Source organism: Mycobacterium sp. (assembly GCF_049278535.1).
GTDB lineage: Bacteria > Actinomycetota > Actinomycetes > Mycobacteriales > Mycobacteriaceae > Mycobacterium.
Genome location: NZ_JBAPMI010000025.1, coordinates 1 through 19,179 on the forward strand (window position 1 = coordinate 1; position 19,179 = coordinate 19,179).

Annotated in this window: 19 protein-coding genes, 2 pseudogenes and 1 riboswitch; of the genes and pseudogenes, 15 read left to right on the top strand and 6 right to left on the bottom strand. The window is 65.6% G+C overall.

Translation table 11 applies throughout. The annotated features are described in order from the left end of the window. Positions 1–97, bottom strand: a pseudogene (locus tag WAO18_RS01220) (hypothetical protein); the annotation flags it as partial. Positions 98–155: 58 nt separating this feature from the next. Here WAO18_RS01220 and WAO18_RS01225 point away from each other — a divergent pair. The 4 genes and pseudogenes from WAO18_RS01225 to WAO18_RS01240 form a co-directional block, all read left to right on the top strand. Next, the gene (locus WAO18_RS01225; protein ID WP_422203194.1) at positions 156–587 is read left to right on the top strand and encodes an NfeD family protein; all 432 of its coding nucleotides are present in this window, start codon (positions 156–158) and stop codon (positions 585–587) included. 26 nt (positions 588–613) lie between these two features. Further along, complete coding sequence (locus tag WAO18_RS01230; protein ID WP_422203196.1) at positions 614–1,759, top strand: SPFH domain-containing protein; 1,146 nt, start codon at positions 614–616, stop codon at positions 1,757–1,759. Position 1,760: 1 nt separating this feature from the next. Then, positions 1,761–2,117, top strand: a complete 357-nt coding sequence (locus tag WAO18_RS01235; RefSeq protein WP_422203198.1) for a DoxX family protein — start codon at positions 1,761–1,763, stop codon at positions 2,115–2,117. 61 nt (positions 2,118–2,178) lie between these two features. Beyond that, positions 2,179–2,349: pseudogene (locus tag WAO18_RS01240) on the top strand (MFS transporter); the annotation flags it as partial. Positions 2,350–2,724: 375 nt separating this feature from the next. Here the strand turns inward: WAO18_RS01240 and WAO18_RS01245 are convergent. The 4 genes from WAO18_RS01245 to WAO18_RS01260 are packed head-to-tail and all read right to left on the bottom strand — an operon-like array spanning position 2,725 to position 6,282. Further along, positions 2,725–3,486, bottom strand: a complete 762-nt coding sequence (locus WAO18_RS01245; protein ID WP_422203200.1) for a TVP38/TMEM64 family protein — start codon at positions 3,484–3,486, stop codon at positions 2,725–2,727. A 35-nt stretch (positions 3,487–3,521) separates the two neighbouring features. Further along, entirely contained in the window at positions 3,522–4,091 is a 570-nt protein-coding gene (locus WAO18_RS01250) for a NifU family protein (RefSeq protein WP_422203202.1), read from the bottom strand. Further along, a complete protein-coding gene (feoB, locus tag WAO18_RS01255) occupies positions 4,088–6,001 on the bottom strand; it encodes a ferrous iron transporter B (RefSeq protein ID WP_422203204.1) in 1,914 nt (637 codons plus the stop codon). Before feoB ends, WAO18_RS01250 begins: the two co-directional genes overlap by 4 nt. Beyond that, positions 5,998–6,282, bottom strand: a complete 285-nt coding sequence (locus tag WAO18_RS01260) for a FeoA family protein (protein WP_422203206.1) — start codon at positions 6,280–6,282, stop codon at positions 5,998–6,000. The genes feoB and WAO18_RS01260 overlap by 4 nt, the downstream gene beginning before the upstream one ends. Positions 6,283–6,461: 179 nt before the next feature. Between WAO18_RS01260 and mutA the strand changes: the two genes are divergently transcribed. The 9 genes from mutA (at position 6,462) to WAO18_RS01305 (ending at position 16,766) form a co-directional block, all read left to right on the top strand. Further along, complete coding sequence (mutA, locus tag WAO18_RS01265; protein ID WP_422203208.1) at positions 6,462–8,342, top strand: methylmalonyl-CoA mutase small subunit; 1,881 nt, start codon at positions 6,462–6,464, stop codon at positions 8,340–8,342. A gap of 5 nt (positions 8,343–8,347) precedes the next feature. Next, positions 8,348–10,597, top strand: a complete 2,250-nt coding sequence (gene scpA / locus WAO18_RS01270) for a methylmalonyl-CoA mutase (protein WP_422203210.1) — start codon at positions 8,348–8,350, stop codon at positions 10,595–10,597. A gap of 4 nt (positions 10,598–10,601) precedes the next feature. Then, the gene (gene meaB / locus WAO18_RS01275; protein ID WP_422203212.1) at positions 10,602–11,600 is read left to right on the top strand and encodes a methylmalonyl Co-A mutase-associated GTPase MeaB; all 999 of its coding nucleotides are present in this window, start codon (positions 10,602–10,604) and stop codon (positions 11,598–11,600) included. A gap of 40 nt (positions 11,601–11,640) precedes the next feature. Continuing rightward, positions 11,641–12,906, top strand: a complete 1,266-nt coding sequence (locus WAO18_RS01280) for a serine hydrolase domain-containing protein (RefSeq protein WP_422203214.1) — start codon at positions 11,641–11,643, stop codon at positions 12,904–12,906. Positions 12,907–12,924: 18 nt separating this feature from the next. Then, a complete protein-coding gene (locus WAO18_RS01285; protein ID WP_422203216.1) occupies positions 12,925–13,500 on the top strand; it encodes a carboxymuconolactone decarboxylase family protein in 576 nt (191 codons plus the stop codon). A gap of 74 nt (positions 13,501–13,574) precedes the next feature. Next, the gene (locus tag WAO18_RS01290; RefSeq protein ID WP_422203218.1) at positions 13,575–14,699 is read left to right on the top strand and encodes an NAD(P)H-dependent flavin oxidoreductase; all 1,125 of its coding nucleotides are present in this window, start codon (positions 13,575–13,577) and stop codon (positions 14,697–14,699) included. After that, positions 14,696–15,352 carry a TetR/AcrR family transcriptional regulator gene (locus WAO18_RS01295; protein ID WP_422203219.1) on the top strand — a complete coding sequence of 219 codons (657 nt, stop codon included), beginning with the start codon at positions 14,696–14,698 and terminating at the stop codon, positions 15,350–15,352. The genes WAO18_RS01290 and WAO18_RS01295 overlap by 4 nt, the downstream gene beginning before the upstream one ends. Further along, entirely contained in the window at positions 15,349–15,972 is a 624-nt protein-coding gene (locus tag WAO18_RS01300) for a TetR/AcrR family transcriptional regulator (RefSeq protein WP_422203221.1), read from the top strand. The genes WAO18_RS01295 and WAO18_RS01300 overlap by 4 nt, the downstream gene beginning before the upstream one ends. A gap of 94 nt (positions 15,973–16,066) precedes the next feature. Then, a riboswitch (M-box (ykoK) riboswitch) is annotated at positions 16,067–16,237 on the top strand. Between the two features lie 298 nt (positions 16,238–16,535). After that, entirely contained in the window at positions 16,536–16,766 is a 231-nt protein-coding gene (locus tag WAO18_RS01305) for an Rv1535 family protein (RefSeq protein ID WP_422203223.1), read from the top strand. Between the two features lie 43 nt (positions 16,767–16,809). Here the strand turns inward: WAO18_RS01305 and WAO18_RS01310 are convergent, their stop codons facing one another. Next, complete coding sequence (locus WAO18_RS01310; protein WP_422203225.1) at positions 16,810–17,571, bottom strand: lipase family protein; 762 nt, start codon at positions 17,569–17,571, stop codon at positions 16,810–16,812. A gap of 71 nt (positions 17,572–17,642) precedes the next feature. On the opposite strand from WAO18_RS01310, the gene WAO18_RS01315 reads away from it, so the two are divergent. Then, positions 17,643–18,017 (top strand): amino acid-binding protein, encoded by a 375-nt coding sequence (locus tag WAO18_RS01315; RefSeq protein WP_422203227.1) that lies wholly within the window; start codon positions 17,643–17,645, stop codon positions 18,015–18,017. 136 nt (positions 18,018–18,153) lie between these two features. Next, a complete protein-coding gene (locus WAO18_RS01320; protein ID WP_422203228.1) occupies positions 18,154–18,960 on the top strand; it encodes an acyl-CoA thioesterase in 807 nt (268 codons plus the stop codon). The last annotated feature ends 219 nt before the right edge of the window (positions 18,961–19,179 follow it).

Here is a 19,179-nt window from a genome sequence, read left to right on the forward strand (position 1 = left end):
CCCAACATGATAACGCGTCGAGGACGTCGTCCGGCGCGGCCTTGCCGGCGAACCAGGCGTTGGCCCACACCGAGAGCGTTGCGCTTGGGCACCACATGGTTTCGCAGTCTAGTTGTTTGCCGCGGCCGCGGCCGATGACGCGATATCCTGTCGGCATGTCTGCCGCCGTGATCTGGCTGATCGTCGCGTTAGGGCTGGCCGGTGCGGAGGCGTTGACCGGCGACATGTCCCTGCTCATGCTGGGTGGCGGCGCGCTGGCCGCGGCCGGATCCAGCTGGCTGCTCGATCTGCCGATCTGGACCGACGGTGTGGTTTTCCTGGTGGTTTCCGTGCTGCTGATGGCGTTGGTCCGACCCGCGTTGCGGCGGCGTCTGACCCCCGCGAAGAGCCTGACGACGGGCATCGAGGCGCTGGAAGGTAAAAGCGCGCTGGTGCTCGATCGCGTGGCCCGCGACGAGGGTCAGGTCAAAGTCGACGGTCAGGTATGGACCGCAAGACCATTGAATGAGGGTGACGTGTTCGAACCCGGCGAACGCGTGACGGTCATGCATATCGATGGGGCCACTGCGGTGGTCTGGATCCCGTAATCCTCTAAGAGCTTTAGGAGAATTCCATGCAAGGTGCAACTGCCGGGCTGTTTTTGTTCGCCGTATTGGTGGTGTTCGCAATCATCGTGGTGGCCAAGTCGGTGACGCTGATCCCGCAGGCCGAAGCGGCGGTGATCGAACGGCTGGGCCGCTACAGCCGCACGATCAGCGGGCAGCTGACCCTGCTGATCCCGTTCATCGACCGGGTCCGCGCCCGGGTGGACCTGCGCGAACGGGTGGTGTCGTTCCCGCCGCAGCCGGTGATCACCGAGGACAACCTGACCCTGAACATCGACACCGTGGTGTATTTCCAGGTCACCGTTCCGCAGGCGGCCGTCTACGAGATCAGCAACTACATCGTCGGCGTCGAGCAGCTGACCACCACCACCCTGCGCAACGTCGTGGGTGGGATGACGCTGGAGCAGACGCTGACCTCGCGCGATCAGATCAACACCAAGTTGCGCGGTGTGCTCGACGAGGCGACCGGCCGCTGGGGCCTGCGGGTGGCCCGGGTGGAGCTGCGCAGCATCGACCCGCCGCCGTCGATCCAGGCCTCGATGGAAAAGCAGATGAAGGCCGACCGGGAGAAGCGCGCGGTGATCCTGACCGCCGAGGGAATGCGGCAGGCGTCGATCACGCAGGCCGAGGGCGAGAAGCAGTCGCAGATCCTGGCGGCCGAAGGCGCCAAGCAGGCCGCGATCCTCGCCGCCGAGGCCGATCGGCAATCCCGGATGCTGCGGGCGCAGGGTGAGCGGGCGGCGGCCTATCTGCAGGCGCAGGGACAGGCCAAGGCGATCGAGAAGACGTTCGCGGCGATCAAGGCCGGCCGGCCGACCCCCGAGATGCTGGCCTACCAGTACTTGCAGACCCTGCCGAAAATCGCTGAGGGCGACGCCAACAAGGTGTGGGTGGTGCCCAGCGACTTCGGCACGGCGTTACAGGGCTTCACCAAGTTGCTCGGGGCTCCGGGCGATGACGGGGTGTTCCGTTTCGTACCGTCACCCGTCGACAACTCACCGGCTGCGCCCGAGGATGACAGCGACACTGCCGACTGGTTCTCGACCGAGACCGACCCGGCCATCGTCGAGGCGGTGGCCAAGGCGGAGGCGGACGCCCGCAAGCCCGTGGACGCACCACTGCCACTGCCGCCGCGCCATCAGTTGGAGCATTAACGTGAGCGCGCTGACGTCGCCGAAGACCTATGCGGGGCTGGCTGCTTTCCAGGCGGGTGACGCGGTGGCGTGCGCGATCCCGATACCGCCGATCGCCAAAGCCCTTGACCAGTACGGCGTTCCACAGAATATCCGCTGGATCCTTCCGGTCGCCAAGGCCGCTTCGGTGATCGGCTTGCTGTCAGCCACCCGGATTCCGGCGTTGGCGCGGTTGACCACAGCCATGCTGACGCTGTATTTCGTGCTCGCGGTGGGCGCACACGTTCGCGTTCGCGATCGAATCGTGAACACCCTTCCGGCGGCATCGTTTCTGGCCACGTACGCCGCGCTGACCTGGAAAGGGCCAGACCAGGGTTAGCCGAGTCGCAGTTCGACGATCGGCAACGCGGTGTTGGTTTCGGCGATCGAGCTGCCGAGCGTCCGGCACCGGCAATGCCATGGCGCCGGCGTACATGCTGATCGTCGCGGGTTTGGTGGGCGCGGTGACCCTGTTGTTCACCCCAGAAGTCGGCGGCCGGCGGTTGCCCGGATCGCCGCCCACGGTCGAGACCGAGCAGGAGGCCCGCGAGTTGGTGCAGGGCGGCGATTAGCGGCTGATCGCGTGCGCGATCAGTGCGGGGTGCCGGGGGGACACGGTGGCGGGTAGACCGGCACACCACCACCGCCGCGGGCGCTTCCCGGCCCAACGCGCCCGTACGGCCAGCACTTCATCGCCTTGAGTGGCGGCCTAGGCGATGCCGGTTGCCCGTCGCAATTCGGGCATGGTGGGGCCGGATCCAACGGCGCCGCGCTGACGATATCCACGCCCAACCCGGACATCGAGATGACAATTGCCGTCGCAACGATCAGCTGCCTTGCGTTCATTTTTGTTGCCTCTCAGGCGGAAACCGCCATCGCAACGACGAGAGATATTTCAGTTTTTCAGTCTATAGAAACGGCGGCTGTTGCGCCGTGGCGAAAGTCGGTCATCCCGGCAGTGCCGCTTCCGGAGCGTCGTCGACGTCCGTTTGCGCTGCACGGTGATGCCGGCGATGCTGCAGAATCTCGTAGGCCAGCAATGTGAGCCCGATCAAGCCGATGCACACCGACACCAGAAACAGCAGCGGGCTGACGTCACCGGTGAGGGCGTCGCCCAGAATCACCACGGCCGCCGTGCCGGGAAACAGGCCTGCCACCGTCGCCAACGCGTACGGCAGCAACCGCACGCCAGACGCACCCGCGGCGTAGTTCAAAGGCGCGAACGGCACCACGGGGATGAGCCGCAGCGAGATGACCGCCACCCAGCCCCGCTCGCGCAGACGGGTGTCGAGCCGCTCGACGGCCTGGTGACGAACCAGCCGACCGAGTTGCCAGCCGGCGGCGCGAACCAGCAGCAGCGCGATCATCGCGCTGACAGTGCTGGCACTCACCGCCAACGTGATTCCCAACAGCGGGCCGAACAGCAATCCGGCCGCCAGCGTGAACGCAGTACGCGGAAACGGCAGCACCGTCACCACGATGTGGGTGGCCAGAAATGCCAGCGGGAACCACGGTCCCATCGACGTCGACCAATCCCTCAGCTCCACCGCCGAGGGCAACGGAACCAGCAGCGCGACCGCGACCACGATGACCATCACCGCGCCGGTCAGGACCATTCGGCGGGTGGAGACTTGGCGTGCGGTGGCAACCACTGCTGAGACCAGCGGACGCAGCCCGTCGGCGATTCTCCCGCTGGTCTGCCCGGTCACAGGGTGCAGCCTACGGTCCGACGGTGAACACCGCGTCAGCGGACAAACAGCGACAGTAGCTTCTTACCGAACGGCACTGCTGCTGAACTGTTTTCGCTGTTTACCGTGACTTTCCGCCCGGACCGCCGCTGCAGCTCGCGTTGCAAGTTGTCATGCAGGGTGCTGGCGGCCGCCGGACAGCCGTGACAGGCGCCCAGCAATCGAACGTTCACACTGTCACTTTCCACCGACACCAATTCGATTGAGCCGCCGTGTGATTCGGCGAGTGCCCCGATCGGTCCGGTGAGCAGTTCGGTGGCGATCGCGGCGAGCCCGGCGGTGTCGTCGGCTGCGACATCCATTCGCCAGCCGGCCGGATCCAACAGCGCGTCGCAGAGTGCCTCGCGCACGTCGTCGCCCAATTCGCGCCAGCCCGCGCCGGCGCGCAGCGTGATCAGCACATCGGCTGTACGGACCTCGATCTCGTCGAGCACCCCATCGTCGAGCAAAGCGCCCAGCCGGCCAGGAGCCGCGTGCACCATGCCTCGGGCCGGCAGCCGGTCCGAGGTGACAACCCAGCGCAGCTGTTGCGGGTTCGTGGTCGCCGTGGCGTGGATCGGAATCATGCGCCCAGGCCGATCGCAATCGAGCGGGCAACGAACGCCATCACCCAGGCGAGGGCAAACATGTAGCCGAACGCGAATGCGGGCCAGCGCCACGAGTTGGTCTCGCGGCGCATCACGGCGATCGTCGACATGCATTGCAACGCGAACATGAAGTAGACCATCAGCGCGATGACGGTGGGCGCGGTGAAGACCCGGTGGCCGTGCTCATCGGTCATGGATGCCAGCGCTGCATGCGGGTCGTCGGGATCGGTCGCCGCCGACACCTGGCCCAGGGTCGACACGAAAACTTCACGCGCAGACAGCGATCCGACCAGTGCGATATCGGTTCGCCAGTCGAAGCCGAGCGGGGAGAACACCGGCTCGACGGCGCGACCCACATTTGCGGCGTAGCTGTGATTCATTACGTAGGCGGTGGCATCGGTCGAGGACATCCCGCGGGTTTGCGCCTCGCGGACGGGCAGGCTGAGCAGCGCCCACAACACCAGCGAGGTGGCCAGGATGATGGTCCCCGCCTTGCGCAGAAACACTCTGGCCGCGCTCCACATGGCGGCCAGGATCGCCTGCGGTGACGGAAGTCGGTAAGGCGGAAGCTCCATAGTGAACGGCAGCAGATCGCCACGCAGAATCGTGGACTTGACCGCCAACGCCGCAATGAGCGAGGACATCCCACCGCCGAGATAGAGCAGGAACATCGTCACGCCCTGGGCGCTCAGACCCCACCATCGGATTTCGGGAGCCACCAGTAGACCGACCAGCAGCGTGTACACCGGCAGCCGAGCCGAGCACGTCATCAACGGCGCGGTGACGATGGTGGCGATCCGGTCTTTCGATGACGGCAACGTCCGGGTTGCCATGATCCCCGGGATCGCACAGGCAAACGACGACAGCATCGCGACGAACGCGCGACCCTCCAGGCCGGTCTTGGCCATCACCCGGTCCATCAAGAACGCCGCTCGCGACATATAGCCGACGCTCTCCAGAAACGCGAGCAGGCAGAACAGCAACACGATCTGCGGGACGAACTGCAGCACGGTCCCGACGCCGCCGATGATCCCCTGGCCGAGCAGCCCACGGAGAACGGGATTGCCGACGTGCTCGGCGACCTGCCCGCCCAGCCAGGTCAGCCCGTGGCCGATGCCGTCCCGCAGCGGCGCGGCGGCGGTGAAGAGGACCTGGAAGAAGTAGAACATCACCGCGAAGAACGCGACGGTTCCCCACAGCGGGTGCAGTAATACCCGGTCGATTCGGCGGGTGCGCTGATCCGGTTGCGGTGCAACATAATCCGCCGCATCGAGCACTGACTGGCCCCAGGCGTCGACGGCGTCCTGGCCGGGTGGGGGGAGGACCGGCGGGCGGTGCCACTGCTCGAAGGACGCCAGCTGGGTCCGCAGCTCGTTGATTCCCGACCCGTGGTTGGCGACCACCGCGGCAACCGGGATGCCCAGCGCCGTCGACAACGCCTCGACGTCGATTCGGCCGCCGCGGGAGGCCAGCTCGTCGCCCATGGTCAGCGCCAGCAGGCACGGCAGATCAAGCCTGAGCACCTGGCCGACCAGCAGGATCGACCGCCGGAGGGTGGTCGCGTCGGCGACCAAGACCACCGCGTCGGGCCGGCCGATGTCCGGATACTTGCCCGCCAGCAGGTCGGTCACCACCTGCTCGTCGGGGCTGATCGGGTCGAGGCTGTAGGTGCCGGGCAGATCTTCCACGGCAACCGCGACGCCATCCACGGTGGTGGTGCCCACGCTGCGTCCGACGGTTACTCCCGGGTAGTTACCAGTCTTGGCGCGTAATCCGGTCAGATGATTGAAGACGCTGGTTTTGCCCGCATTGGGGCTGCCGACCAAAGCCACCCGCCGAATGCCGGCCAGGGCAACCGGAGAGTCGGTGACGTCGTGGCACGCCGTCATCGGTCCGCTTCGGGAACGACTTCGATGAGTTGGGCTTCGCGTCGGCGCAGGCACAGCTCGGTGTCTTGCACGCGATAAATAGTCGGGTCGCCAAGCGGCGCACGGCGAATCACGTCCACCCGGGCCTTCGCGCGAAAACCTAACTGCCCTAGTCGATTCGCCACCATCGGATTGGCCTGGGCGACGGTGCCCACGACCGTCGCCCGCTTTCCGGGCGTCAGCTGGGCAAGCACGATCACCGAGGTGGTTTGATCGTGTGCGCTCTGCGGTCGAGTACGCATGATCGCCCTAACGTTAGCCGGTCTGCCTTAGTAAGGTACTCCTTACTTGGGCGGGCCGTTGTGGCTCGTCAGGCCGCGTCGCTGCAGGGTGTGCAGTGCCGCTGTCGAGCATCATTTAGCCTGGTTGTCGGGTGACAGACCAGTGTCGGGTTGTCACGAGCTGGGACAAGGAGCCGCCGGTGTCAGTCGATGTGTCCGCTGAACCTGCCGATCTGGAGCAGGGACGCGCCAGATGGCGCACGGCGGTGGCCGGGGTCCTGGCCAAGAGCACGCGGCGCGATGCGGACGAACTCGGGCCCGAACCCGAGCAGATGCTGGAAACGCCGACCTATGAGGCCGTCGCCATTCGGGCGCTCTATACCGCGCTCGACGAACGGCCCGAGCCTCCGCTGCCGGGACAATGGCCCTTCCTGCGTGGCGCCGATGCGCTGCGGGACGTCAAGTCCGGCTGGAAGGTCACCGAGGCGATTCCGGCGAACCGGGTGGCCGGAGTGGCGGCCGAGGAGGTCAACTCGGCGGTGCTGGCCGGGCTCGCCGAGGGCGTCAGCGCATTGCTGGTGCGGGTTGGGGAGTCGGGTGTGCTGCCCGCCCAACTGGAGAAGGTGTTCGAGGGCGTCCATCTGAGCATGGCGCCGGTGATTCTCGATGCCGGCGCCGACTACCGGGCAGCCGGCGACGTCATGCTCGAATTGGTAAGCCGCGTCGAGCCCGACCAGCGCGCAATCCTGTCGATAGACCTGGGAGCCGACCCGCTCACCGCGGCGCTCAGCGACCGGCCCGCTCCACCGATTGCGGAGGTCATCGGCCTGGCAACGCAGGTGGTCGGCGACCACGGTGTGCGTGCGATCACCATGGACGGCCCCGCTTTCCACAATCTGGGCGCCAACGCGACGTGGGAACTCGCCGGCAGCATCGCCGCTGCGGTGGCCTACCTGCGGGTACTCACCGAGGCCGGTCTGCCGGTGGCGAAGGCTCTGCGGCAGATCAGCTTCCGGCTGGCCGCCGACGACGACCAGTTCTTGACGATCGCCAAGATCAGGGCACTGCGCCGGCTGTGGGCACGAGTCGCCGAGGTCGTCGGTGAGCCGGACAGCGGTGCGGCCGTCGTGCACGCCGAAACGTCACTGCCGATGATGACCCAGCGCGACCCGTGGGTGAACATGCTGCGAACCACGCTGGCCGCCTTCGGCGCGGGTGTGGGCGGCGCGGACACCGTGCTGGTGTTCCCGTTCGACGTTGCCATTGAGGGCGGATTCCCGGGCATGGCCACCAGTTTCGCGCGTCGGATGGCCCGCAATATTCAGCTGCTGCTGCTCGAGGAGTCGCACGTTGGCCGGATTCTGGACCCGGCGGGTGGGTCGTGGTTCGTCGAGGACCTCACCGACCAGTTGGCCAACGAGGCCTGGGAGACCTTTCAGGCCGTCGAGCAGCACGGCGGATTCGTCGACGCGCATGCCTACATCGCGGTCCAGATCGCTGAGATCGCCGCCCGGCGCACCGATGACATCGCCCACCGCAAGACGGCGATCACCGGCGTCAACGAATACCCGAATCTCACCGAACCAGCGCTGCCGCAGAGCGATTCGTCGTACTCGCCGCTTGCGGCGGGAAAGCTGATTCGCTACGCGGCGCAGTTCGAAGCGCTGCGGGACCGATCCGACGCCTACTTGGCTCGTACTGGGTCGCGTCCGCAGGCCATGCTTGTGCCGCTGGGTCCGCTGGCCGAACACAATATTCGTACGACGTTCGCTTCGAATCTGCTGGCTTCCGGCGGCATCGAGACGATCAACCCGGGAACAGTTGACGTCGACGGTGTCGCCAAGGCGGTCGCCGATGCGGGTTCGCCGGTCGTGGCGGTCGTTTGCGGCACCGACGCCCGTTACGGCACTGAGGCGTCCGACATCGTCGAAGCGGCCCACCGCGCCGGAGTGCCTCATGTCTGTCTGGCCGGTCCGCAGCAGGCGGTGAGCGAGTCAGATCACCAGCCCGACGAGTTTCTGACCGCGAAAATCAATGCGGTGGAAGCGCTTTCGCATCTGCTCGACCGGTTGGGGGCGTGACGACGATGACCACTACCACCCCTGTTGTGGGCAACTTCTCCGACATACCGCTGCACAGCGACCGCAGCGTCGCGCAGCCGACCGAAGACGCCGTGGAAAAGCACGTAGCGGCCGCCGCGGCCGCGCACTGGTACACGCCCGACCAGTTGGTATGGCACACCCCGGAAGACATCGACGTCAAACCGGTGTACATCGCCGCTGACCGCGCCGCCATCGAGTCCGGCGGTTATCCGCTGAACAGCTTCCCGGGCGAGCCGCCTTTTGTCCGCGGCCCCTACCCGACGATGTATGTCAACCAGCCCTGGACGATTCGGCAATACGCCGGGTTCTCCACGGCTGCGGAGTCCAATGCGTTCTACCGGCGCAACCTCGCGGCCGGACAAAAGGGTCTGTCGGTGGCCTTTGACCTCGCGACCCACCGTGGGTACGACTCAGATCATCCACGCGTGCAGGGCGACGTCGGAATGGCCGGTGTGGCAATCGATTCCATTCTCGACATGCGACAGCTGTTCGACGGCATCGACCTGTCGACGGTGTCGGTGTCGATGACGATGAACGGAGCCGTGCTGCCGATCCTGGCGTTGTACGTGGTGGCAGCCGAGGAGCAGGGGGTGCCACCGGAGAAGCTGGCCGGAACTATCCAGAACGACATTCTCAAAGAATTCATGGTGCGCAACACCTACATCTACCCGCCGAAGCCGTCGATGCGCATCATCTCCGACATCTTCGCCTACACCAGCGCCAAGATGCCGAAGTTCAACTCCATCTCCATCTCTGGCTATCACATCCAAGAAGCCGGTGCGACAGCTGATTTGGAGCTTGCCTACACGCTGGCCGACGGAGTCGACTACATCAGGGCCGGGCTGGACGCCGAACTGGACATCGACAAGTTCGCGCCACGGCTGTCATTCTTCTGGGGCATCGGCATGAACTTCTTCATGGAGGTGGCCAAGCTGCGTGCCGGTCGGCTGCTGTGGAGTGAGCTGGTCGCGCAGTTCAACCCCAAGAGCGCCAAATCGTTGTCGCTGCGTACACATTCGCAGACCTCGGGTTGGTCGCTGACCGCTCAGGACGCGTTCAACAACGTCGCCCGCACCTGCATCGAGGCGATGGCCGCAACCCAGGGTCACACCCAGTCGCTGCACACCAACGCACTCGACGAGGCGCTGGCTCTACCTACCGACTTCTCGGCCCGCATCGCCCGCAACACACAGCTTCTCCTGCAGCAAGAGTCGGGCACCACCCGGCCGATCGACCCCTGGGCCGGATCGTATTACGTGGAATGGCTGACCTATCAACTCGCGCAGAGAGCGCGCGCCCACATCGCCGAGGTCGCCGAGGCGGGCGGCATGGCCCAAGCCATCAACGACGGTATTCCCAAGCTGCGCATCGAAGAAGCTGCCGCGCGGACTCAGGCCCGCATCGACTCTGGTACCCAGCCGGTGATCGGGATCAACAAGTATCAGGTGGAAGAGGATCAAGAGGTCGAGGTCCTCAAGGTCGAGAACAGCCGGGTGCGTGCCGAGCAGCTGGCCAAACTGGAAGACCTGCGGGCGAATCGGGACCAAGCGGCGGTCGAAGCCGCGCTGTCCGAACTGTCCCGCGCCGCTGCAGCCCACGGTAAGGCCGGCGAGGATGGACTCGGCAACAATCTCTTGGCGCTGGCCGTCGCCGCGGCCCGCCACAAGGCCACGGTCGGCGAGATCTCCGATGCGCTCGAGAAGGTCTACGGGCGTCACAAGGCCGAGATCCGTACCATCGCCGGGGTCTACCGGGACGAAGCTGGAAAGGCCGAAAACATGGCATCCGCCACCGAACTCGTCGAGAAGTTCGCCGAGGCCGACGGTCGGCGGCCACGGATCCTGGTGGCCAAAATGGGGCAGGACGGCCACGATCGTGGGCAGAAGGTGATCGCGACGGCGTTCGCCGACATCGGATTCGACGTCGACGTGGGCGCGTTGTTCTCCACGCCGGACGAGGTAGCCCGCCAGGCCGCGGACAACGACGTGCATGTCGTCGGGGTGTCCTCACTGGCGGCCGGCCACCTCACGTTGGTGCCCGCACTGCGCGATGCGCTGGCCGAAGTGGGCCGTCCGGACATCATGGTGGTGGTCGGCGGCGTGATCCCGCCCGGTGACTTCGACCAGCTGTACGCGGCGGGTGCCACGGCGATCTTCCCGCCCGGCACGGTGATCGCCGACGCTGCTGTCGACCTGTTACACAAGCTGGCCGAGCGACTCGGATACACCCTTTAGCCACATGGCAACTGACAACGGCGACGCGATAGACGAACTCGCCGCGGCGGTGCGCGGCGGCGACCGGTCGGCGCTGCCACGGGCGATCACGTTGGTCGAGTCGACCCGTGTCGATCACCGTGATCGCGCGCAGCAGTTGCTGCTTGAGCTGATGCCGGCAGCCGGCAACGCCCTTCACGTCGGTATCACCGGCGTGCCGGGGGTCGGCAAGTCGACCGCCATCGAGGCGCTCGGGATGCACTTGATCGGCCGCGGCCATCGGGTGGCTGTCCTTGCCGTCGACCCGTCGTCGACCCGCACGGGCGGATCGATTCTGGGTGACAAGACCCGAATGCCCCGGCTGGCAACGCATCCGGACGCTTACATCCGACCGTCGCCGACATCGGGCACGCTCGGCGGCGTCGCCAAGGCCACCCGGGAAACCATCGTGCTGCTGGAGGCGGCCGGGTTTGACGTGATCCTGGTGGAGACAGTGGGTGTCGGCCAGTCCGAGGTCGCGGTGTCCAACATGGTCGACACCTTCGTCTTCCTGACCCTCGCGCGCGCCGGCGATCAGCTGCAGGGCATCAAGAAAGGCGTGTTGGAGCTGGCCGACATTGTGGTGGTGAACAAAGCCGACGGCGACCACGTGACGGAGGCCCGAAAAGCCGCGCGCGAACTTTCCGGCGCGATTCGATTGATCTATCCCCGCGAAACCCTCTGGCGTCCACCGGTTCTCACTATGAGTGCATTGGAAGGCACTGGGCTGGAAGAGTTGTGGGACACCGTGGAACGGCATCGCGATGTGCTCACCGAGGCCGGGGACTTCGAGGCGCGGCGGCGAGCCCAGCAGGTCGACTGGACCTGGCAGATGGTCCGCGACACCGTGCTGGACCGGGTGCTCTCCAACCCCGCCGTGCGCAAATCCCGCGCCGATGTGGAGCGGCAGGTTCTTACTGGAGAATTGACCCCGGCGATGGCTGCTCAGCAAATATTGAAGCTAGCTTCAATAACGGATAGGTAAATACCACTTCGTTCATAGAGTGGAACGGTAGATTCACAGTATGACCCTCGAAGTAGTGGGCAATCGCCGGTCGGTGTTGCCGCGCGGTGTTCATGGCGCAGCCGATCCCCACTTTGCCTGCGCGGTGCGCAGCTTCGCCAGCATGTTCCCGAGCCGCCGATTCGGCGGCGGGGCGCTGGCGGTCTATCTCGACGGCGAACCCGTCGTCGACGTATGGACGGGATGGGCGGATCGGCGCGGCCGGGTGCCGTGGACGGCGGACACCGCCACCATGGTGTTCTCGGCCACAAAAGGCATGGCCTCGACCGTCATTCATCGGCTGGTCGACCGCGGCCTGATCGAGTACGACGTGCCGGTTGCGCACTACTGGCCGGAGTTCGGCGCCAACGGGAAAGCGGACATCACGGTCCGGCAGTTGATGCGCCACCAGGCCGGTCTGTCCGCGCTGCACGGCGCCAGCAGGGAAGACCTGCTGAACCACGAGCTGATGGAACAACGGCTGGCGGCGGCACGTCCGGGCTACTCGTTCGGCAGGTCGGCGTATCACGCGCTCACCTATGGCTGGCTGCTGTCGGGGCTGGCACGGGCCGTCACCGGTAAAGGTATGCGGGAGTTGATCCGAACGGAGCTGGCGGGACCGCTCGGCACCGACGGCCTGCATCTGGGCCGACCGCCTGCCGACGCGCCCACCCGGCCGGCCCAGATCATCATGCCGCAAAGCGCTTTTCAGAATCCCGTGTTCAATGCGGTGGCGCCGATAATCGCCGCGCTACCGCTATCCGCGGCATTCGGCTCGATGTACTTCCCGGGTGTGAAGGCTGTAGCACAGGGCGATATTCCGTTGTTGGATGCGGAGATCCCGGCGGCCAACGGAGTGGCGACAGCGCGCGGGCTGGCGCGGATGTACGGCGCCATCGCCAACGGTGGCCGAATCGACGGCACTCAGTTCCTGTCCCCGGAGTTGGTCGCCGGCCTCACCGGCCGGCGAAGCCTGCGGCCAGACGGAAACCTGGTGATACCGCTGGCATTCCACCTCGGCTATCACCGGCTGCCGATGGACGTGATACCCGGGTTCGGCCATGTCGGCCTGGGCGGCTCGCTCGGGTGGGCCGACCCGGACAGCGGCCTGGCATTCGGGTTTGTCCACAACCGACTGCTGACCCCGTTCGTCGTCGTCGATCACGCCGGATTCGTCGCCACGAGCGCGTTGTGCCGGATGGGTGCGACGCAGGCGCGAAAGAGCGGGTTCGAGCGGGTGGCCGCTTTCGGCTCTCCCTTCGCCGAGCCGGGAGCCGTTGCCGGCTAACGGGTTTGCTGAACTAGCGTGACGTCACGAGAAGCCCGCGTTCCCCGTCTCCCGCTGGACGAGGCCAAAGCCGCCGCCGACGAAGCGGGTGTGCCCGATTACATGGCCGAGCTCGCGATCTTTCAGGTGCTGCTGAACCATCCCGCGCTGGCCGGTCGCCTCAACGACCTTCTCGCGAGCATGCTGTGGCACGGAAAGCTGGACTCTCGGCTGCGCGAGTTGGCGATCATGCGTATTGGATGGCTCACCGCCTGCGAATACGAGTGGACACAGCACTGGCGGGTCGCACAAGGACTCGGCGTGAGCGCCGATGATCTACTGGGCGTTCGGGATTGGCAATCACACCCGGGTTTCGGCCCCACCGAGCGGGCGGTGCTCGCCGCAACGGATGACGTGGTGCGCAATGGCGCGGTGAGCCCGGCAAGTTGGTCGGCGTGTGAGCGGGAGCTCGGTGTCGACCATGCAACGCTGGTCGAGCTCGTGACCGCAATCAGCGGGTGGCGCATGATCGCGTCGATTCTGCAGAGCCTGCAGGTTCCGTTGGAGGACGACTTGGAGAGCTGGCCGCCGGATGGCATGCCGCCGCTCCGATAGTCCCCGTCGGTAGCGCGTCGCCTCGGCGAGCGCGTCCGATTGACACGTCAATCATTAGTCCATAGGTTCCGACAATGCGAACACGGGTGGCCGACATGCTCGGCGTGGAATTCCCGATCTGTGCGTTCAGCCATTGCCGCGACGTGGTGGCTGCGGTATCCAACGCCGGCGGGTTCGGTGTCCTGGGCGCGGTTGCGCACAGCCCGCAGCGCCTGGACACCGAATTGACCTGGATCGAGGAGCAGACCGGCGGCAAGCCGTACGGCGTCGACCTGCTCTTGCCGCCCAAATACGTCGGTGCTGAGCAGGGCGGGATCGACGCCACGCGGGCCCGCGAACTGCTCCCCGAAGAACACCGTGCGTTTGTCGACGACTTGTTGGGCCGCTACGGGATCTCGGCTCCCACCGACGAGGAGCGGCTGCCGCCCGCTGACTTGAACATCTCGCCCAAGGGCTACCAGCCGCTGCTCGACGTGGCGTTCGACCACCGCATGCGGCTGATCGCCAGCGCGCTGGGGCCACCGCCGCCAGACCTGGTCACCCGCGCTCACGACCGCGACGTGTTGGTCGCCGCGCTGGCTGGAACCACCGAGCACGCGCGGCGGCACGCCGCAGCCGGCGTCGATCTGATCGTCGCGCAGGGCACCGAAGCCGGTGGCCACACCGGTCAGGTCTCGACGATGGTGCTGGTCCCCGAGGTCGTCGACGCGGTGGCCCCAGTGCCGGTGCTGGCCGCGGGCGGCATTGCCCGCGGCCGCCAGATCGCCGCGGCGCTGGCGTTGGGCGCCGAGGGTGTCTGGTGCGGCTCGGTCTGGCTGACCACCGAGGAGGCCGAAACGATGCCTGTCGTCAAGGAGAAATTCCTGGCCGCCAGCTCATCGGACACCGTGCGATCGCGGTCGTTGACCGGCAAGCCCGCGCGCATGCTGCGCACCGCTTGGACCGATGAGTGGGAGCGCGCCGACAGCCCCGATCCGCTCGGCATGCCGTTGCAGAGCGCATTGATCGGTGACCCCCAGGTCCGCATCAACCGGGCCGCCGCCCAGCCTGACGCCAAAGCCCGCGAACTGGCCACCTACTTCGTCGGTCAAGTCGTGGGCTCGCTGAACAAGGTGACGCCGACCGCGTCGGTGGTGTTGGACATGGTCTCTGAGTTCATAGACGCCGTCGGGCGACTCGAGGAGTTGGTGGACCGGTGAGCGGTGAGACGCGGACGCGGCGGCGGCCGGCGGTCAGCGACGACGATAAGCTGCGGCGACGCGACGAGATTATGGCTGCGGCCAAAAAAGTGTTCGCGAGCAACGGTTTTCACTCGACAACGATCGCCGACGTTGCCAAAGAGGCGAATTTGGCGTACGGCTCGATCTACCAGTATTTCGATTCGAAGGACGATCTGTTCTACGAACTGATGTCCGCCGAGGGGTATGCGCTACGCACCCACGTAGCAGTGGCGCTGGCCGCCGCCGGACAGCGATCCGATACGAGCTGGGCGCCGCTGCGGGCCGCGGTGCAGGCGACATTCGAATTCTTCGAAAAAGACAAGGCAACTGCCAAGCTGTTGCTGCGCGACGCCTACGCCCTTGGCGAACGGTTCGAAACTCACCTCAACAACATCTACGAGCGGTTCATCGACGACATCGACCAGTACATGGCCGTTGCCCAACAGCGCGGCAAGGTGATCAGCGCCCCGCCGCGGATGGTGGCTTACTCCTTAGCGGCGCTGATCGGTCAGCTGGCTCACCGTCGGCTGATCACCGACGACGGTGTCACCGCGGCCGACGTCGCCGATTTCGTCGTCGAGTTCATCGGTAACGGCCTGCGGCCGCGCAAGGGATCGACGGTCGAGCGGTGACAGCTAATGGACCCCGGCCGGCCCGGCCTGCGGTCAGCGAGGCACGACGTGACGAGATCATCGCGGCGGCCAAAACCGTGTTCGCGCGCAACGGGTTTGATGCCACGACGATCGCCGATGTCGCCAAAGAAGCTGATCTGCCGTTCGACGCGGTCTACCAGTGCTTCGATTCAAAGGACGCCTTGTTCGTGGCATTGATCGCCGCGCAGGAGTACGCCCTGCGCACGCACGTCGCGGTCGCTCTGGCCGCAAGCGGCTCGAGCTTCGGATACGCGGAGGTGCCGTTCCGTGCCACACTGCGGGCGATGCTTGAGTACTTCGACGCCGACCGTGCCGCCTCGAAGTTGCTGTTTCGCGACGCCTACACAAAGAACAACCGATTCAACGAGCGACTCAGCGGCGTCTATGAGCGCTACATCGACGACATCGAAACTCTCGTTGTCGCTGCGCAGAAACGGGGCGACATGGTGGCTGCACCGTCCCGGTTGGTGGCTTACACCCTGACCGTGCTGATTGGACAGATTGTGCACCGTCGGCTGACCACCGACGACGGCATGACAGCGGCAGCGGCCGCGGACTTCGTCGTCTCGCTGGTGATGAAGGGGCTCCGGCCAGAATAGACCCCTGACCGGGGTAACAGAACCATAACGGCTGGTCAGCGCCATCGGTGTGGCGAATTGACCGGGGCGGGATGTTCGTGCATTATCGACGGGGTAAGCACCTCGTTAGGTGAGGCGTCTACACGGATACAGGCCACTGACCCCGAACGTCGAGAGACGCCCAGGGTCAGGACAGCTCCTCCCGGCTTAAGGGTTGAGCCCAAGTGGCTTCCGGATTTTCCGGATACGGCGTGTAGTGCCGAAACTCTGACGAGTGGGGTGCGGTTTCCCGAGATTGTCGGGTTCTGTATTCCTGCTTGCGTGCCAATTGTGCGGTTATCCGCACGTGCTGCGACCGCGAGGAGGTGAGGGACGCATGAGTTCCAGTGATAGTCCGGATCGATATCCGGGCTCCGTTTCGTCCCGAACCGGCCTGCGGCGCGTCGCTTTCAGCTGAGCTTTCTCGGCTCTGATCAGCACGTCGCCTCTCCCGAAGAGCGGTCTGTACCAGATCTGCTCGACGCCGTTTCGGACGGACATCGAATCCCGTTGTGCCCGTTTGACTTTCTGCGTAGGAGGCGATCATGACCGCTGTTCTGTACGACGAAGTAGCGGCGACGTCCGCACCCCGGCTCAGGGTGGTGCCTGACCCGGCGCCGACGGCTGTGCCGACGCCGAAGGCCTCCAAACGCCGTGACCCACTGCTGGTGGACTCCGACCCGTTGGTCGCGGGAGCTGCACGGTTGCTCTGCGTTCCGCTGCGGCAGCTCTACGCCGCGTTGTGGCGTGCGGGTGTACTGGAGGTTGGCGCCTGAAAAGCGCTCCCGTGGCTACGTTGTGACACCCGGGAGCGTTTCATTACTGCTGAGCGGTAATCAAAGCCGACAGTCCCTGCTGATAAGCCGTAAGGCTATGCCGCCAGCCGAGCTGGACTTGGCCGCCACTGTCGACGCTGATTTGCGCACCAACGTGGACGTATGGCGAGGGCGGCAGCAAGGGCACAATGTCGAGAAAGTTCACTACGCGGTAACAGCTTTCGATTGCAGCGTTGAACTTCTCGGCGAAATCGCTCACTCCGACCCGGGGCCCGGCGAACGTGATCAGCCGCGGCTCGATCGTGTTCGGTGGCATGTTCTGGGCGATGTCAGGCGCCGCGAGAACGGCTAGTGCCGCACCAAGGCTGTGGCCGGTGATCAGGATCTGATCGCAACCGGCCGTCGCGGTGGCCAGATTGGCGGCGATGTTGTGGCGGACAAGCTGGTAGACGTCCTGAAAGCCGGAGTGCACCTGCCCGAACCCGCTGACCGGACGGTAGTCGTCCGGTATCGCGTCGATATCGGCGACCCACTCTGCGAGGTCGGATGTGCCGCGAAAGGATACAAATGCGGTGCGACTAGACGGGTTATGGCCCATCAGCCCGAAGACGTTGGTGTTGGTGGTCATCGCGGCGACGGCGGGATGGGGATTTATCATCGCGGTGAGCGCCACGGCGTCCGCCTGGATGAGGCTGGTCTGGCTGTATCCGGCCGGCAGAGTCGCGGTGTTGCCACCCATCACCGTGTAGGCCGCTTGCGCCAGCGGCAGCGCCACGTCGCGCGCAAACGCAGGGTCGAATGCCACAGCCGCAGTCTAGAAAAGCTGTGCCGAGTTGACATACGATCCGGCCAGACCTGGTGCGAAGGGAGCGCGTCATGGCTACCGATCTGACGCTTTATCTCGACGATGAGCCCGGCGAATTGGCCCTCGTCGGCGACGTGCTGGGCAGAGCCGGTGTGAACATTGCCGGTCTGTGCGCCCTTACCAGCGGGGGAGGGCGCGCGGAAGTGCACATTCTCGTGCAGGACGCCACATCCGCGTTCGAGGCGCTGGAGGGCGCCGGGCTCAAGATCGTCGAGGAGCAAGAGGTCATCGTGCTCGATATCACCGATCGTCCCGGTGCCCTCGGCGAAGTGGTCCACAAACTCGGTGCCGCGAAGGTCAACATCGAAACCGCCTATCTGGCCACCAACACCCGATTGGTGCTTGGTGCGGACAACCTGGCCGGCGCCAAGGCTGCGCTGGCCTGAGTTCGGCTACGCGAGGCTCGCCCCTGCTGTCTTGATGCTTGTTGAGCCAGATGTACGCTGACGTCCGTTACTAGCCTTGCTGCCTACCGTCGCGAACCTGGCTGCGGCAGAGTCGAACTCAGGAGACGTCGTATCGATGACCGAAATGCACGCGTTCGACCGCGCGCTCGTTCTCGAGGTCGTCGACGACGATGTCGTCCGGGGCAGGACTCACTCTGAGTGGGCGAACATGGTCGGGCCCTTCGGCGGAATCACCGCGGCGATCCTGCTGCGCGCCATGGAGTCGCATCCCGACCGGATCGGCGAGCCGGTGGCGCTGACGGTCAATTTCGCTGCGCCCATCGCCGACGGCGAGTTCGAGATTTCGCGTCGAGCACCGCGCACCAACCGAACCAACCAGCATTGGATCGCGGAGCTCAGTCAGGACGGTGGGGTCAAGACGACGGCTACAGCCGTATTCGGGATCCGACGCGACACCTGGTCAGACGCCCAAGCGGTGGCGCCCGGTGCGCCGCCGCCGGACGAGATCCCGCATGCCAAGCCGGAGAACCTGCCGACCTGGGTTCAGATGTACGACATGCGTTTTGCCGAAGGCTCGTTCTCCGGTGGCAACGTGGAAATCGGCCCGTCGTCGACGACCACACTCTGGGTGCGCGATCGCACTCAGCGATCCATCGACTTTCCGGCACTGACCGCGTTGTCCGACATCTTCTTTCCGCGAATCTTTCTACGCCGCGGGGTGGTGCCGTCCGGCACGATTTCCATGACGACGTATTTCCACGCCGATAGCGGGCATCTCGACGGCCTCGGGGGCGACTTCGTGTTGGGAACCGCGCACGCCAACGGCTTCGACCGTGGATTCTTCGATCAGAGCGCGCAGCTGTGGAGCCGCGACGGTGCGCTGCTCGTCACGACATACCAGCTCGTCTACTTCAAGGGCTGACGCTGATTCCGGTGAGCCAGCGGGCCGTGATCGTCCGCCTTGGGGCGAGCCGTAGAATTGCCTGCACGGCGTCGATCCGGCCATCACCGGGGAGCCTTCGGAAGAACAGCCGGCATCCGCACTCCGCAGGCTCAGTAGACCCGAACGGTTAGGCCCGTCATAGCCGATAACGAGCGGCCACGCCACGGCGTGGCAAGCGGGGTGGTACCGCGGCGCTTG

Coding starts and splice junctions, on each gene's coding strand:
- WAO18_RS01225 (WP_422203194.1), top strand. CDS start 156: ATGTCTGCCGCCGTGATCTGGCTGATCGTCGCGTTAGGGCTGGCCGGT.
- WAO18_RS01230 (WP_422203196.1), top strand. CDS start 614: ATGCAAGGTGCAACTGCCGGGCTGTTTTTGTTCGCCGTATTGGTGGTG.
- WAO18_RS01250 (WP_422203202.1), bottom strand. CDS start 4,091: ATGATTCCGATCCACGCCACGGCGACCACGAACCCGCAACAGCTGCGC.
- feoB (WP_422203204.1), bottom strand. CDS start 6,001: ATGACGGCGTGCCACGACGTCACCGACTCTCCGGTTGCCCTGGCCGGC.
- WAO18_RS01260 (WP_422203206.1), bottom strand. CDS start 6,282: ATGCGTACTCGACCGCAGAGCGCACACGATCAAACCACCTCGGTGATC.
- scpA (WP_422203210.1), top strand. CDS start 8,348: ATGACCACTACCACCCCTGTTGTGGGCAACTTCTCCGACATACCGCTG.
- meaB (WP_422203212.1), top strand. CDS start 10,602: ATGGCAACTGACAACGGCGACGCGATAGACGAACTCGCCGCGGCGGTG.
- WAO18_RS01280 (WP_422203214.1), top strand. CDS start 11,641: ATGACCCTCGAAGTAGTGGGCAATCGCCGGTCGGTGTTGCCGCGCGGT.
- WAO18_RS01290 (WP_422203218.1), top strand. CDS start 13,575: ATGCGAACACGGGTGGCCGACATGCTCGGCGTGGAATTCCCGATCTGT.
- WAO18_RS01305 (WP_422203223.1), top strand. CDS start 16,536: ATGACCGCTGTTCTGTACGACGAAGTAGCGGCGACGTCCGCACCCCGG.
- WAO18_RS01315 (WP_422203227.1), top strand. CDS start 17,643: ATGGCTACCGATCTGACGCTTTATCTCGACGATGAGCCCGGCGAATTG.
- WAO18_RS01320 (WP_422203228.1), top strand. CDS start 18,154: ATGACCGAAATGCACGCGTTCGACCGCGCGCTCGTTCTCGAGGTCGTC.